This is a genomic window from Gracilimonas sp., assembly GCF_040218225.1.
GTDB lineage: Bacteria > Bacteroidota > Rhodothermia > Balneolales > Balneolaceae > Gracilimonas.
Window position 1 is genome coordinate 277,771 of sequence record NZ_JAVJQO010000003.1, and the last position, 16,613, is coordinate 294,383.

The 16,613-nt window shown below is 42.2% G+C and carries 12 protein-coding genes; 9 read left to right on the top strand and 3 right to left on the bottom strand.

Annotation, left to right across the window (positions count from 1 at the left end; translation table 11 throughout):
* Nucleotides 1-88 precede the first annotated feature (88 nt).
* The 3 genes from RIB15_RS03665 (at nucleotide 89) to RIB15_RS03675 (ending at nucleotide 4,878) form a co-directional block, all read left to right on the top strand.
* Nucleotides 89-3,364 (top strand): amidohydrolase family protein, encoded by a 3,276-nt coding sequence (locus RIB15_RS03665; RefSeq protein ID WP_350200797.1) that lies wholly within the window; start codon nucleotides 89-91, stop codon nucleotides 3,362-3,364.
* A 72-nt stretch (nucleotides 3,365-3,436) separates the two neighbouring features.
* On the top strand, nucleotides 3,437-4,177 hold the full coding sequence (locus tag RIB15_RS03670; protein WP_350200798.1) for a DUF3667 domain-containing protein: 741 nt from the start codon (nucleotides 3,437-3,439) through the stop codon (nucleotides 4,175-4,177).
* Nucleotides 4,174-4,878 carry a DNA alkylation repair protein gene (locus RIB15_RS03675; protein ID WP_350200799.1) on the top strand — a complete coding sequence of 235 codons (705 nt, stop codon included), beginning with the start codon at nucleotides 4,174-4,176 and terminating at the stop codon, nucleotides 4,876-4,878. Before RIB15_RS03670 ends, RIB15_RS03675 begins: the two co-directional genes overlap by 4 nt.
* A 13-nt stretch (nucleotides 4,879-4,891) precedes the next feature.
* Here RIB15_RS03675 and RIB15_RS03680 read toward each other — a convergent pair whose 3' ends face one another.
* On the bottom strand, nucleotides 4,892-6,256 hold the full coding sequence (locus RIB15_RS03680; RefSeq protein WP_350200800.1) for a sensor histidine kinase: 1,365 nt from the start codon (nucleotides 6,254-6,256) through the stop codon (nucleotides 4,892-4,894).
* A gap of 128 nt (nucleotides 6,257-6,384) precedes the next feature.
* Nucleotides 6,385-7,758, bottom strand: coding sequence for a sigma-54-dependent transcriptional regulator (locus RIB15_RS03685; RefSeq protein ID WP_350200801.1), 1,374 nt, complete (start codon nucleotides 7,756-7,758; stop codon nucleotides 6,385-6,387).
* A 313-nt stretch (nucleotides 7,759-8,071) separates the two neighbouring features.
* Between RIB15_RS03685 and RIB15_RS03690 the strand changes: the two genes are divergently transcribed.
* A complete protein-coding gene (locus RIB15_RS03690; protein WP_350200802.1) occupies nucleotides 8,072-9,322 on the top strand; it encodes an efflux RND transporter periplasmic adaptor subunit in 1,251 nt (416 codons plus the stop codon).
* Between the two features lie 3 nt (nucleotides 9,323-9,325).
* On the opposite strand, the gene RIB15_RS03695 is transcribed toward RIB15_RS03690, so the two are convergent.
* Entirely contained in the window at nucleotides 9,326-9,685 is a 360-nt protein-coding gene (locus tag RIB15_RS03695; protein ID WP_350200803.1) for a four helix bundle protein, read from the bottom strand.
* A 113-nt stretch (nucleotides 9,686-9,798) separates the two neighbouring features.
* On the opposite strand from RIB15_RS03695, the gene RIB15_RS03700 reads away from it, so the two are divergent.
* The 5 genes from RIB15_RS03700 to RIB15_RS03720 all read left to right on the top strand — a co-directional run bounded on the left by RIB15_RS03700 (nucleotide 9,799) and on the right by RIB15_RS03720 (nucleotide 16,540).
* Nucleotides 9,799-10,488, top strand: a complete 690-nt coding sequence (locus tag RIB15_RS03700) for an ABC transporter ATP-binding protein (RefSeq protein WP_350200804.1) — start codon at nucleotides 9,799-9,801, stop codon at nucleotides 10,486-10,488.
* Nucleotides 10,489-10,587: 99 nt separating this feature from the next.
* On the top strand, nucleotides 10,588-12,972 hold the full coding sequence (locus tag RIB15_RS03705; RefSeq protein WP_350200805.1) for an ABC transporter permease: 2,385 nt from the start codon (nucleotides 10,588-10,590) through the stop codon (nucleotides 12,970-12,972).
* 79 nt (nucleotides 12,973-13,051) lie between these two features.
* Nucleotides 13,052-13,960 (top strand): hypothetical protein, encoded by a 909-nt coding sequence (locus RIB15_RS03710; RefSeq protein WP_350200806.1) that lies wholly within the window; start codon nucleotides 13,052-13,054, stop codon nucleotides 13,958-13,960.
* 19 nt (nucleotides 13,961-13,979) lie between these two features.
* Entirely contained in the window at nucleotides 13,980-14,912 is a 933-nt protein-coding gene (locus RIB15_RS03715; RefSeq protein ID WP_350200807.1) for a polysaccharide deacetylase family protein, read from the top strand.
* A 95-nt stretch (nucleotides 14,913-15,007) separates the two neighbouring features.
* Entirely contained in the window at nucleotides 15,008-16,540 is a 1,533-nt protein-coding gene (locus tag RIB15_RS03720; RefSeq protein ID WP_350200808.1) for a glycoside hydrolase family 10-like protein, read from the top strand.
* The last annotated feature ends 73 nt before the right edge of the window (nucleotides 16,541-16,613 follow it).

Below are 16,613 nucleotides of genomic sequence, written 5' to 3' on the forward strand. Positions count from 1 at the left end.
AAGAATACAAAGCTAATCCTCAGTCAGTTTTCCAATTTTATCTCATTATTTGGTATTATCGGCACAATCAATCTTTTCTCAAATACTTATGAAATACTTAGCCTCTTTATTTTTTGCCTGCATATTATTTTCAACAACACATGCCCAGGACAATTGGGATGTCACAAATCCCCCTCTTGGAGATTCTACCCATGTTTCTTTTACCACTGACGAGGGAACCTGGATGAATTTAGATGTAAGCCCGGATGGACAGGAAATCGTCTTCGACTTACTGGGTGATATATATACCATGCCTATTAATGGAGGGAAAGCTACGCTTCTTAGAGGCGGACATGCATATGAGATACATCCACGGTTTAGCCCGGATGGAATGCAGATTTCTTTTACCAGTGATGCTGGCGGAGGTGACAATATCTGGGTGATGGACCTTGATGGTGAAAATGCCCGACAGGTAACCAATGAAAGTTTCCGATTGCTCAATAATGCTGTTTGGACACCCGATGGCGAGTATATCATCGCCAAAAAACATTTTTCTTCCACTCGTTCTCTGGGAGCCGGTGAAATCTGGATGTATCATAAATCTGGTGGAAGCGGGATTCAGCTTGTAGAAAAAGCGAATGCACAACAGGATATCGGCGAGCCATGGGTTTCTCCGGATGGCCGATATGTATACTACAGTCAGGCTGTATATCCCGGCGGATATTTTCAATATAACAAAGACCCAAACAGCCAGATTTATCAAATTCGCCGCTACGACCGTGAGAAAGGCGATATTGAAACCGTAACCGGAGGTAATGGCGGAGCGATCAGGCCTCAGATCTCACCGGATGGTAAAAAAATGGCGTTTGTACGCAGAGTTCGCACAAAATCAGTCCTGTATTTAAGGGATCTGGATACCGGAAGAGAGTACCCGGTCTATGAAAATCTGAGTAAAGACATGCAGGAAGCCTGGGCAATTTTTGGCCCCAATGCTAACTTCAACTGGATGCCTGACAACCGGCATATCATCATTTGGGCAAATGGTAAAATCAATAAAATTGATACCCAAACAGGGGAATCCGAAGTCATACCTTTTGAGGTTGAATCCACTCACAACATTGTAAAAGCCGTACGGTTTAAGCAAGATATTGCTGCTCCTGATGAATTCAGAGTAAAAGCCGTACGCCAGCTGGTTACCTCTCCGGATGGGCGCACACTGGTTTGGAGTGCTGCTGGTTATCTTTGGACAAAATTACTCCCGGATGGCTCTCCAAGACGTGTTACCAACTCAACTGACTTTGAGTTTGAACCTGCATTCTCTCCTGATGGCAAATCAATAGCCTATGTTTCCTGGAGTGATGAGAATATGGGAGCTGTAAATGTAGTTCAGCTAAATTCTGGCCAGCGGGCTTCTACACCCCGTAAAGTAACATCAGAAAAAGGAATATACAGAGAACCCCGTTTTTCACCTGATGGAAATACCATCGTTTTCCGTAAGGAAAGCGGGAACGGGCAGCAGGGCTTTGTTCACACACTGAATCCCGGTGTCTATACTATACCGACACGGGGCGGTACTGAAACGATGATCACTGATGAAGGTGCCAAGCCACGGTTCAACTCTGCCGGAGATCGTATCTATTATCAAACCGGTGGATATATTTTTGGTGCTATCGATAAATCGTACAAAAGTGTGAACCTCCGCGGCGAAGACGAACAAACACACTTTACTTCCAGTTATGGACATGAGTTTGTTCCAAGCCCTGATGGAGAATGGATGGCTTTCTCTAACCTGCATAAAGTATATATCGCCCCCATTCCTAAAACAGGAAAAACCATTGAACTGGCACCTAATACTAAATCAGTTCCTGTGAAACAGGTCTCTTCCGAAGCAGGCTACCATATGCACTGGTCGGCAAACAGCGACAAGCTTCACTGGACACTAGGTGAGGAATATTTCTCTGTTGACCTCAAAGATACGTTTTCATTTGTAGAAGGGGCCCCAGATGCACTTCCGGAACCACCTGGAAGCGGTCAAAAACTAGAACTTGATCTCGAAACATATGTACCCGAAGGCTCCATTGCCTTTACCAATGCCCGCATTATTACCATGCAGGGAGATACCGTATTAGAAAATGCCTCTATTCTTGTAGAAGGAAATCGAATCAAAGCTATGGGGACTGATATTCAGATACCTTCCTCCGCAAAAGTCATTGATGCAACCGGAAAGACCATCATGCCTGGTATAGTGGATGTTCATGCACATATTGGGAATTTCCGATTGGGCGTAAGCCCACAGCAACAGTGGGAATACTATGCAAACCTCGCTTATGGAGTTACTACTGCTCATGACCCTTCTTCCAATTCTGAAATGATTTTCTCCCACGCCGAGGCTATCAAAGCCGGGCATATGGTTGGTCCCCGCGTGTTTTCAACCGGGGTGATTCTGTATGGTGCCGATGGTTCCATCAAAGCGGAAATCAACAGTTATGAAGATGCCCTTTTTGCTTTAGAAAGAACCAAAGCCTGGGGAGCTTTTTCCGTGAAGAGCTATAACCAGCCTCGCAGAAATCAGCGACAGCAGGTTATTAAAGCGGCTCAGGAACTGGAAATGATGGTAATGCCAGAAGGTGGATCAACCTTCACTCACAACATGAGTATGATTCTTGACGGACATACCGGAATTGAGCACAACATTCCGGTAGCGCCTCTTTACAATGATGTGATTCAGCTTTGGGCAGCCAGCGAAACAGGTTATACGCCAACACATGTTGTGAATTACGGAAGTATGAGCGGTGAGTACTATTTCTATCAGAAGAACAACGTTTGGGAGAATGAGAAACTCCTGACATTCACTCCCCGCAGCGTAATTGATCCTCGCTCCCGTCACAGAACCATGATTCCTGATGAAGAATATGAAAACGGACATATTCTAACTGCAGAGTCAGATAAAAAACTGGCAGATGCTGGCGTTAAAGTAAACCTCGGTGCTCATGGTCAGCTACAGGGACTTGGTGCTCACTGGGAGCTCTGGATGTTTGAGCAGGGGGGCATGACCAACATGGAAGCGTTACGTGTCGCTACACTGAATGGTGCTCACTACCTGGGAATGGATCATGAAATCGGCTCCCTCAAAGAAGGAAAACTAGCCGATCTGATTGTGCTGGATGAAAACCCATTAGAAGATATCCGAAACACAAACTCCGTTACTTACACTATGGTGAACGGTCGTTTGTTTGACACTGCTACTATGAATGAAGTAGGCAATCAGCCCAAAGAACGACTACCGTTTTGGTGGGAGCGCAATGGCTACAGTGATGAATTCGACTGGCATGCCATTACACTTGAAGCAGCTGGTTTACAATGTACCTGCTTCGGAAGTCACTAATGTCTTTTTAATTCATTAATATCATGCTCCGGCACATTGTGTTGGGGCATTTTTTATTTAGGGGAATAAATGATGACATCATGCAATAACTGTGGCACAAAGTATGAAGGGAATTTCTGCCCTAATTGTGGGCAGAAACCTAATTCTGGCCGGATTGTATTTCGGGAATCGGTAAGGGATATATTGGAACACTACTTTGACTTTGACGCCCCACTTTTCAGAACCATAAAAGGTATGATCACAAAACCCGGAAAGATTATCCGGGAATATATTCATGGGAAACGGAAGTCATATGCTCATCCATTCCGATTTTATGTTCTCATTCTTGCTATGTATATCATTGTCCAACAACTCATAAGCTTCGATCCTATTTCAACGTTTTCCGAAATACTTGGGGCCCGTGAAGCTCCAAACCCGGATACTGCAGCTACAAAAGGCTCTTACTTTTATGCAAGGCATATTAATATTTTCATGCTGATTTATGCATTTACACTGAGCCTGTTTTCAAGACTTTTTTTCAGAAAATCGGGCTTTCATTACGCAGAATATCTTGCCCTCGCTTTCTTTGTGATTGCTGAGTACGTATTTATAAATACATTCATCATGTTGGGCACCCTGATCTCCCCCTACTTTTTTGTTCTGAATTATCTGCTCGTACTTATTTACCCAATTTATGTTTTGCTTAGTTTTCACCAGCAATACAACTTTCGTAATATTCTCAAAGCAATAGCAACTTCCATCTTTGCCTGGGTTCTATACGTTTTAAGTGGACAAGCACTAGCTATTTTAATTATTAAGCTATTCAATCTATGAAACACTCAGACGTTCTCGGTGAACTAAAAAAATACGCTAATCCTGAAAAGGCAAAACACTCCACTCGTTTTTTTAAAGCTGGCCCTGGAGAATACGGCGAAGGGGATAAATTCCTTGGCATCAAAGTTCCGGATCAGCGCAAAGTTGCCAAAAAATACCGGAATCTCTCTGCTACTGAAATAAAACCTTTGCTGGACAATGAATATCACGAAGTGCGACTTACAGCAGCGCTAATTATGGTATATAAGGTGGAAAAAGGTGGACAGGAAGAGCTGGAAAATATGACACGTTTATATCTCAACAATCTATCCGGATTTAATAACTGGGATATCATTGACAGTTCCTGCCATAAGATTTTAGGGCCTTTTTTGGAAAATAAAGAACGGGATCTTTTATATGATTTCGCCCGGTCTGATGATCTCTGGAAAAAGCGTATTTCTGTAATAACCTGCTATCATTTTATCCGGAATAATGATTATGAAGATGCATTGGCTATTTCAGAGATATTGGTTCATGATGCCCATGACCTCATCCATAAAGCGGTAGGCTGGATGCTTAGGGAAATCGGGAATCGTGACCTTGAAACAGAAGAAACGTTTTTAAAGAAATATTACCAAAATATGCCCAGAACTATGCTTCGTTATGCTATTGAGAAGTTTGATGAGCCGCTGCGTTTAAAGTATCTCAATGGCAAGATTTAAGGATGTTTTAAATTTAAAACCGCATGGTAAAGGTCGAACCTTTTCCGGTTTCTGAATTCAAAATCAAGCTCCCCCCGTGCAACCTCATTATCTGCCGGGAAAGACTCAGCCCAATCCCCGAACCTTTACTTTTTCCGTTACTTCCTACGGTATAAAAAGGGATGAAAATCTTCTCTTTCATGGCTTTCTTCACTCCCGGACCGTTATCCTGAATCTGTATAATCACCTTCCCGGACTCCTCAATCCCGCCTTTCATCCAGATTTTTCCTCCTTCCTGATCTGATAAAACGCGAATAGCATTCTTCACCAGATTAATCAAAATTTGTTCTATCAAATGAGGGTCTGCCGTCAGCTCAAGGGTTTGCGGATCTACTTCCACAATAATTTCAATATCCTCTTTAGCAGCCTCGGTTTTCATCAGGCTGGCTGTTCGTTCCAAAGCTTCTTTCACTTTAAATAACTCATAGCTTGGTTCAGGAATCTGGGTAAAATCACGATAGGAATTAACAAACCGCATCAATCCCTGACTGCGGTTACTAATTGTGGTTAATGCGTCCGTTACATCTTCGATGGTCTCTTTATTCAGTTCGACATGATTCTCCTGAGGTACCATATTTTCTTCAAGCAACATCTTTACCGTACTGGAAAGTGAAGAAATCGGAGTGATGGAATTCATTATTTCATGAGCCAGTACCTGCGTTAAATTCTGCCAGGCTTCCATCTCCTTCTCTTCCAGCTCTGTGTGAATATTCTGAAAAGACACCAACTTATAGGCTTCATCTCTCATCCGGAACTCGGTAGCATACATAGCGAGCTGAAGAGTCTCATTTTGAATGGTAACCCGAATCAGGCTTCTGTTGCCACCTTTTTGCTGTTTCACAGTTTTATACAACGACCCCGAGATATTCTTTAAGGAATCCAGCGTGCGTAAGGTAGCCACTTTGAACAACCGCTTGGCAGCAGTATTGAGCAATACCACTTCCCCTTTCCCATTAAAACAAACCAGACCAATGCCAATATGCTGAACCACCGTTTCCAGGTAACGAATGCTTTCCTCTTTTTTACCTCGCTCTTCTTTGAACTTATCGATGACATCACTAAAGGCTGCATTTAAGTCATCAAAATTACTCCCAAGCCCATGATTTCGAAATGCGCCAGTGAAATCAGAATATCGGATAGCTTCTAAGAAGCGCGTCAATAAAATATTAGTATGCTCCAGATACTTAATGAGTGCAAAAATTTGCCCCACGATGATGGCTCCCAAAATCACCATACTTACATAGTACTGTGTTTCCAACACCAGATAGGTAACCAGCAACAACGTTGCAGCCAGCATAAGGATGCGCAGTATAATTCCAAATCGGAAGCTCTTTATCATATCCTTTCTAAAAAAGTCATGCCTGCGAAAGCAGGAATCTTATACTTTAATTCAATTTATTCCTTTTAAAAACATTTAGATCTCGGATATTCACCCCGAGATGACATCTGGAACTGAAAACCAAGAATCTACAATCCATATTTCTCCAGCCTTCGATACAGAGAGGCCCTTGTCAAACCAAGTTCCTCGGCAGCGTGTGAGATATTCCCGCTATGCTTCTCCATTGCTTTTCGGATAACGGTTTTTTCGACTTCTTCCAGATTCAACCCGGAAACCGGCAGTTTATGATCATTGCCGGAAATTGAAGTCAGCAGGAAATCCCCCTTCTGAAGCTGCTTCTCATCCGTCATGATAACAGCACGTTCAACCGCATGTTCGAGCTCCCTTATATTCCCAGGCCAATGATATTCTTTGAGATGATTCAATGCTTGTTCAGTAACCCCGGCAATTTCTTTCTTGTATTTGGTTCTGTATTGCTTCAGAAAATGCTCAGCCAACAGCGGAATATCTTCAGCACGTTCTCTGAGAGGCGGCAGTTTAATTTCAATGGTGTTTATGCGATACAGCAGATCCTGCCGGAATTCTTGTTTTTCTACTTTTTCTCCCAAGCTTTCGTTAGTTGCGCAAATCAGCCGTATATCAATTTTTGTTGTTTTGTTTGAACCGATTCTGCGAATCTCATGTGTTTGTAAAGCAGACAATAGTTTAGGCTGAAGCTGAAGTGGAATGTTCCCAACCTCATCCAAAAAAAGCGTTCCCCCATGGGCTATCTCAAATCGACCTGCACGAGATTCCTTGGCATCAGTAAACGCCCCTTTTTCATGGCCAAATAACTCACTCTCAAACAGACTCTCCGGCAAAGCGCCCATATCAACCGTGATAAAGGCATTTTCACTTCGGTTGGAGCGCCTGTGCAAAGCCCGGGCCACCAATTCCTTTCCGGTACCATTCTCACCTGTAATCAACACATTGGCCGCCGTTTTAGCAACTTTCTCTATGGTTTGAAACACCTGCTCCATGGCCCGGCTTTTCCCAATTATGTTCTGATATGGCTGCTCCATATCTGCTTTGAGCGCCGCATTTTGGGTGCGAAGTTTTTGAGTATCTCTTTTAGACTGACTCAGGTTCATAGCCGAAGTTACAGTAGCCAGCAGCTTTTCATTTTGCCAGGGCTTGAGTACGAAATCAGACGCTCCGGTTTTAACCGCTTGCACCGCTTTTTCAACATCACCATAAGCCGTTATAAGAACCACCGCCATAGCCGGATCTATTTCCAGGATTTTTTCCAGCCAGTAGAACCCCTCTTCCCCGCTGCTCACATCTTCATGGAAATTCATATCCAAAAGAATGGCATCATAATCATACTCTTTCATCAAAGCAGGGATCAGCTTGGGATTGCTTTCCACATCTACTTTTTCAACATGTTGCTTCAGATATAACCGCGCTGCATTCAGCACATCGGTATCATCATCAACTACAAGTATTCGTCCGGTTTTTTTCATTATAACTAAAGTGTTAAAGTCTTAAGATGTTTGCGTGTTACTACAGTAATTTTTGAACACGTAAACACTTCGACTCTTTATTAGCGAATTTCATACCACTTGTAACATTTGCTTCCTTAAACAGTCTAACACACGGGATTAAGGAATCGGGGTGTTCGATATCGAACATTTGATGTTGGAATGTGAACATTAATCAGGAAAGAATCATCCTTAATTCACTTTTAGGAGACATTCATTTAATTTGGCACGCATCTTGAATATTTAGATGAAAAATTAATTACGAATAAAATAAGCAGGACATTTACGGATGGGAATGGATCGAAAAATTGAAAAGAAAACCTGGACGCTAAAGCGCATCTTAACGATTGCAGGTATTATCGCTTTTGTTGGTTTAAGTGTATATGCGTTCTGGTTTATGGATGTACGATCAACTTTAAATGTGGAAAAAGAGAAACTAACCATATCAACCGTACAGGAAGATACATTCCAGGAATTTATACAGGTAACCGGAACCGTTCAGCCTATACAAACTATCTACCTTGATGCTATCGAAGGTGGAGTTGTACAGGAAGTTTTTCTTGAATCCGGTACCATGGTTGAACAAGGAGATACCATTCTTACCCTTACCAATTCGAGCCTACAGCTACAGGTGATGCAGCAAACATCGGGACTTTATGATCAGATTAACAATGTCCGTAATTCCAGACTGAATTTAGAACAGAATACCCTTCAGCTTCAGGATCAGCTGGCCAGTGCCAAATCTCAAATGGAGATTCTTAAATCTCAATATGATCGTCAGAGAAAACTGGTTGACCGGGACTTAATTTCTGAACAGGAATTTCAGACCACAAAAGAAAACTACGAATATCAAAAAAGGCGGTATGAACTTACTTATGAATCTTATAAAAAGGATTCGGTTCAGACTATTTCTCAGCTACGCCAGCTTAACAACTCTGAACAACGTATGTTTCAAAACCTGGAAGCTGTACAGCAGATTTTAGACAACCTTTCTGTAACTGCTCCTATTTCCGGACAGTTGAGTACCATTGAATTGAATCAGGGGCAATCCATTTCTTCTGGTGAACGAATTGGCCAGGTGGATATCATGGATGGATATAAGGTGAGGGTAGCTATTGATGAGTATCACCTTTCCAGAATTACTCAGGGGTTGAGAGGGTCTTTCCCTTTTGATGGACAATCTCATGAACTCGTAATTACAAAGATTTATCCAGTCATCAACAACGGGCAGTTTGAGGTAGACATGGAGTTTGTAAACAGAGCACCGGAAGGTCTGCGGCGGGGACAAACTGTAAGAATTCGCCTTGAGCTTGGTGAATCGGCAAGTGCCATTCAGATTTCCAGGGGTGGGTTTTATCAAACCACGGGAGGCAACTGGGTGTTTGTAGTGAATGAAAATGACGGAAAAGCATACCGCAGAGACATCAGGTTAGGCAGACAGAATCCTGAGTATTTTGAAGTTCTGACCGGGCTGTCACCGGGAGAAAAAGTGATTACTTCCAGTTATGATACCTTTGGAAATAATGAGGTTCTGGTACTTGAGTAGCTTTCAGCTATCTGCAAGCACCTTTTGATGCAGTGACGTGAGCATGTTTTTAATCTCAGTCACTTTATTCGATTGTTCTTTGAAAATTTGGTCGGTTACAAAACCTAAATCTTTGGCAAGAATCAGCTGATATTCCAGCTCTGACGCCGAGCCCATCGCCATATTTGCAAAATGGGCAAATTCTGATTGGGAATTTCTTCCGCAACCTTCAGCTAAATTGGTGGGTATTGATGAAACAGACCTCCGCATCTGACTTATCAGGCCATGTAATTCCTCTTTGGGAAAAGACGCTGTTGAGTTATAAATCGACAAAGCCAATAAATGACTTTTTTGCCAAACGGATAATGTTCTAAAATCTCTCATAAGATTTTAACCTTTAATTTTGAACCGACTGATAGCTTTAACAGTAAGAGCAATTAAAAACGAATTCCTTACAAAAAATTTTTAAAAAGACCATCAACCAAAACAAATACACCATGATTCAAACTAAAAACCTTAAAAAAGTATATACCACTGAAGAAGTGGAAACTACTGCATTGAGTAACGTAAACCTTGAAATTAATGAGGGTGAATTTGTAGCCATCATGGGACCATCGGGATGTGGCAAATCTACCCTTTTGAATATTATGGGGCTGCTGGATAATCCTTCCGATGGAGAATACCATTTCCTGGGACATGAAATTTCTACCCATTCAGAACGAGAACGCGCTCAGCTTCGCAAAGGCAACATTGGATTCATCTTCCAGAGCTTTAACCTGATCGATGAACTAACAGTATTCGAAAATGTTGAATTACCATTGCTTTACCTGGGTGTTGATTCTGCCGAGCGAAAAGAAAAAGTAGAAACGGCACTAGACCGAATGGGCATGATGCACCGTCGTAATCACTTTCCACAACAGCTATCCGGTGGACAGCAGCAGCGTGTGGCCATCGCCCGTGCCGTTGTAGCCAATGCAAAGCTGATCCTTGCCGATGAGCCGACAGGTAACCTGGATTCCGATCATGGTGATGAAGTAATGAAGCTGTTAGCTGAGCTCAATGAAGCCGGAACTACCATTGTGATGGTAACTCACTCTCCCCACGATGCCGATTACGCCCGACGGGTTATTCATCTGTTCGACGGACACGTGGTAACTGAGAATATGCAGGAAGGTTTTCATGTATAAGAGCTTTTAGCTTTCAGTTTTGACCGGATGGAATAAACCGAAAGCTTAAGCATGAAAGCTTTAGAATCACTCTTACCGAACAATCAAAATTAAATTGCTATGCTGAAAAACTATTTCAAAATTGCCCTTAGAAATATATCGAAGCATAAGGGATATTCGTTTATTAATATCTCCGGACTGGCAATTGGTATCGCCTGTTGCCTGTTAATTTTGGTGTACGTACAGCATGAACTAAGCTATGATGAGTATCATCAGAACGCAGACCGAATTGTACGGGTAAGTATGGATGTCGGGGAGGAAAACCCTATTGCAGTCACTCCTTCCATGGTGGCCCCTACATTAAAACAAATAGTACCGGAAATAGAACAATGGGTTCGTATTTATGAACCAACACGATATAGCCCGGCTATCATAACTGCCAATGAGAATAAATTTCAGGAAGAGAGTTTCTTCTACGCAGATTCCAGCTTCTTTCAGATATTCACTTTTGATTTTATTGCCGGTAATCCCAACACTGCTCTCGATAATCCAAGGTCGTTAGTTCTTCCCAAATCTACAGCACTGAAATTGTTCGGATCCACTGATGTTCTTGGAGAAACGGTTAATACACGAATATTCAACACCAACTATGATTTCGAAGTAACCGGGGTTATTGAAGACGTCCCCACCAATTCTCATTTCACATTTGATTACCTTGGCTCGCTTCATACCATGAGTAGTTGGTCTCAATTGGATGACTCTCAGATCAGATCTGCAAACTTTTTTACCTACCTGCTGCTTAATAACAGTAATTCAACCGGGCCGTTGGAACAAAAGGCCAATTCTTTTATCACTGAGAACCTTGTTCAAGACCGAATTGATAAATTGGTTTTTACTCCCGTTTCAGAACTGTATCTGAATTCAAATTTCGAATTTGAAATTGCTCCTATGGGCAGCATGCAAAACGTAATTGGGTTCATTTTTCTCGCACTAATGGTATTGATTATTGCCACTATAAATTATGTGAACCTGGCTACAGCACGCTCTTCAAGAAGAGGAGCTGAAGTAGGTATCCGTAAAGCACTGGGCGCGGTAAAATCACAACTGGTGAAACAGTTTTATGGAGAATCGATACTTCTCACTCTTTTCTCAGTTTTATTAGCACTGATCCTTGTAGAATTCTTTAAGGAACCTTTTTTCGACCTGATGGGTAAAGAAGTCAGCTTTAATCTGTTTACTGATCCTTCTGCCTGGATACTTCTGGGCGGCATAACTGTTATTACCGCCGCACTTGCAGGAAGTTATCCTGCGTTTCTTCTTTCTTCATATCAGCCAGTCAGAGTTTTAAAAGGATTACTCGGCACCACAGGATCAGACCGCACACTCCGAAAGGGGTTGGTTATATCTCAGTTTGCTATTTCCACATTCCTGATTTTGTGCACGGTCATCATCTATCAGCAAACAAATTTCATTCTCACAGCAGACCTCGGTTTTGATGATGAGGAAGTGATTGTTCTTCCCGCCAGAGATAATGAACTTGCGGCAAAGCAGGATCTGTTAAAGAGTGAAGTTCTCCGCCAGCCGGGAGTTAAAGCAGCCACGTACATGTCAAATATTCCGGGTAAAGTATTCGGCGGCTATGGGTCGGTTCATAATACAACCATGGAGCCTATTGGAACTGCGGCAGGTGCAGCAGATGCTGATTTGGCACAAACCTTGGGAATCGAGTTAGTTGCCGGAAACGGGTTTCCTGATAACCCATCCTACACCCGTGAGCAGGGATATGTGTATCTCATAAACGAGCAATTGGCACAAGCACATGGCTGGTCGCCTCAAGAAGCTGTTGGAAAGCCATTCAACGTGTTGGGAGGAAGAGAAGGTGAAGTTGTCGGTGTGATGCAAGACTTCAACTACCAATCTCTAAGAGAAAATGTAGAACCGCTGGCATTATTTATTCATGAGCAAATGTATAACTATCTGTTGGTGAAAGTTGAACCGGGTAATCTTCAGGGCACGATAGCAGCTCTTGACAATATCTGGCAGGATATAGCCCCACACCGCCCTTTTGAATTTGAATTTATGGATCAGCAATTGAATGCCCTTTATCAGTCTGAACTGCAGACCCGAAATCTGCTGCTGGCATTTTCCGGGCTGGCGATATTCATTGCTTGTCTTGGTCTTGTTGGACTTTCTTCCTTCTTAATTGAGCGCCGGGCCAAAGAAATTGGTATCCGCAAAGTGCTGGGGGCTTCAGTCGTAAAAATAGTATCGTTGCTTTCAGCTGACTTTCTCAAATTAGTGGCCATCGGTTTTGTGGTGGGTACACCCATTGCCTGGTATGTGATGGACCAATGGCTCACCAACTTCGCTTATCGCATTGATATAGGTATTGCTGTATTTCTGACCGTGGGGCTAATCGCAATGATTGTAGCTGTTTTAACCGTTAGCTGGCAATCCATCAAAGCAGCTGTGGCTAATCCTGTGGATAGTTTAAGGAGTGAATGATTTGAGAAGAATATGAAAGTGAATCTTCTTAGGTTCATTTCCGTCTTTCTCTTCCATTACTCCGAACAATTTTGCATTGATGAAAAAAATGTTATCAGCAGGTTTACTATTAGTAACTCTCGGAACCGGTCTGGCAGAAGCCCAATCACAAAAGAACTCACCTGAACTTTATTTAGGACAAAACCCGCCCGGGTCGGAACCTCTGGTTTTTGCTCCTGACTTAATTTCCAAAGCCGATGAATATGAGTTCGGCTCTGTATTCTCAAAAGACGCTAGCGAATTCTTTTATGGCGTGGATATAGACGGCAAAACGGAGATTAGAACAACCCATTGGGATGGCGATAAGTGGACAGAACCCGAAGTTCTCATTTCCCATTCTGCCTTTAGTTTCAATGATCCCTTTTTATCACCGGATGAGTCGAAGCTTTATTTCATTTCTAACAAATCTGAAAATCAACAAAGTGATCCAAAGGATTACGATATATGGTATATAAACCGGGAGGAAGCAGGCTGGTCTGATCCGGTTAATGCAGGAACCCCCATTAATACCGAATCTCACGAATATTACATTTCTTTTACTTCTGGTGGAGACATGTATTTTGCTTCAAACAGAGCTGCTGAACCAGACAGATCTTTTAATTTTGATATTTACAAAGCAGATTTCAATACCGGACAATTCATCAATGCTGTAGCAGCAGATTCCGGAATCAATTCCCGAATGTATGAAGCCGATGTATTTGTATCACCGGATGAAAGCTTCCTTATTTTTTCATCTTTCCGCAAAACCGGGCTCGGCGAAGGCGATCTTTACATCAGCTTTAAAAAACAAGATGGCAGCTGGAGCAAGGCAAAAAACATGGGTTCTGTAATTAATACCGAAGGACATGAACTTTGTCCGTTCGTTACTAAAGATGGCAAATACCTTTTTTATACCAGCAATAAAGATATTTACTGGGTTAGTGCCGACATCATAGAAACACTCAAATAATCAGTTGATTCAAAATTCTATGAAATTATTCATCACCTTTTTATTCTTCCTGTTATCTGTTGAAACTTATGCACAGCAACGCAAAATGGTTGTTACGGTTGATGATCTTCCTGTAGTCCACTATGGAATTGAAGACCCGGAGTATCTGGAAAAAATCACGCTAAAGCTTCTGAATACGTTCGAAAAATATAACATCCCGGCTATTGGCTATGTAAATGAAACCAAATTGTACGAAGACGAAGAGCCAGATTCCTCAAAAGTTGAGCTTCTCGAATTGTGGCTGAGCCGTGGTTTTGAATTAGGAAACCATACCTTCAGTCACCCGAATTATCATCAAGTTGCGTTTGAGGACTTCACGACGGATGTTCTTAAAGGGGAAGAAATTACCAAGCCACTGGCTAAAAAATATAACCTTCCGTACCGGTATTTTCGGCACCCCTATCTCCGAATAGGAAGATCACAGGAACATGCTGATTCATTAACTCATTTTCTGAACGCAAATAATTATACCGTTGCACCAGTTACCATCGACAACGAAGATTATATTTTCGCCAGAGCATATCACAATGCCTACACAAAAAATAATACACAGCTCATGGAAAAGATTGGTAACACTTATGTGGATTACATGGAGAAAAAACTGCAATTTTACGAGCAATCATCGCAAACACTTTTTGAAAGAAATATCCCCCAGACATTGCTTATCCATGCCAGCCTCTTAAATGCGGACTATTTGGATGAATTGGCTGAGCTTTATATTGAATATGGATATACGTTCATCAGTCAGGAGGATGTATTAGAGGATGATGCTTATCAAACTCCGGTAACCCGCTATGGAGAATGGGGAATTTCCTGGATTGATCGATGGGCAATCAGCATTGGCGTGGGGCGTGACTTCTTTCGCGGAGACCCTGCTACACCTGATTTTATTCATGAATTAAGTAAACAATAATTGAGTCGAGGTCCAGTTCTATCCCCTTCACTTCTATGCTAATAGTTGGTACCTTAAGTTTCAATAAATTGTTTAGAGCATTTCATTACAGGTTTATGCCTCAAAAAAATACTGCTTTCTTTCTTTTAATCCTGACCCTTCTTTTCTCCGGCTGCCAGTTGCTTAAACCTATTCACAAAAAAGCCAATGATCCCCATCCGGAAATTCAAAGAGAATTCAGAGCTGCCTGGGTTGCTACCGTAGCAAACATTAACTGGCCAAGTAAACCGGGTATTCCGGTTGAGAAACAAAAGGAAGAAGCCATTGCTTTGCTCGATATGCTCGCAGAGACAAACTTCAACGCCGTTATATTTCAGGTTCGACCACAATCGGATGCACTTTACGAAAGTCAGCTTGAGCCGTGGTCCTATTACCTGACTGGATCTCAGGGAGTTGCTCCAACTCCATTCTATGACCCGCTTGAGTTTTGGGTTGAACAAGCTCACAAAAGAGGGCTGGAACTTCACGTTTGGTTAAATCCATATCGGACCCATCATATAAGAGGCGGCCCTATTTCAGACCATTCGGTAGTCAACACAAAAGAAGAGTTAGTTGTAGGTTTAAAAAGTGGTTATTGGTGGTTTGATCCCAGCCTGCAAGAAACCCAGGATCACTCTCACGCTGTTGTTATGGATATTGTGAAGCGTTACGATATCGACGGAGTACACTTTGACGATTATTTTTACCCTTACCCCTCCTATAACTTTGGAGAAGATTTTCCGGACGATGAAAGCTGGGCGGATTATGTAAATTCAGGTGGAACATTATCCAGAAGTGATTGGCGAAGGGATGCGGTCGATACTTTCATTCAGCGAGTTTACAAATCAATCAAAAAAGAAAAACCCTATGTGAAGTTTGGGCTGAGTCCTTTTGGTATTTGGCGTCCGGGTTATCCAGGTTCTATCCAGGGTATGGATCAATATGAAGTACTCTATGCTGATGCCAAAAAATGGCTGGAGAAAGGCTGGGTTGACTATTTTGCACCGCAATTATACTGGCCTGTAAACCAGATTCCCCAAAGCTTTCCTGTTTTGTTGGGCTGGTGGGAAGACCAAAACTTTACTGAAAGACATATCTGGCCCGGCATGAGTATTTCCCGGTTCGAAGGTGAAAAACAGATCGATGAAGTTATAAATCAGATAATGATAACCCGCGGCATGCTTCCTGAAGATCCGGGCACAATACACTGGAGTATCAAAGGATTAATTGAAAATGATACCCTGAGACAAGCATTGGTTAATGGCCCATATGCAAATAAAGCACTGATTCCGCCTATGAACTGGATCAACCACCGGCCGGTAAAAGCTCCGGATATTGATATCATAAAAAACAGTTCTGGAATTACGGTCTCCATGAATGAGAAAGAGCATGTTGCTAAATGGATCGTGTATTCAAAATATCAAGGCAAATGGACCCACACTATTATTCCTGCTCCCAATAAAACATTCGACCTTCCCTATTATCAGACAGCAAAGCCGGAGAGCAGATCCCCGTTAACCTCGGGAAAAGTTCATCTTCTGGAGGAGCTTCAAATTACATATATCAACAGGCTGGGTTTTGAAAGTGCAGCTTATATTTATCGCTTTTGATAATTGATTAGTGGCTCTTTTGGATTTGATAATTCAAAATATTCACGTTTACCATGTAACGTTTTTGTAAAAG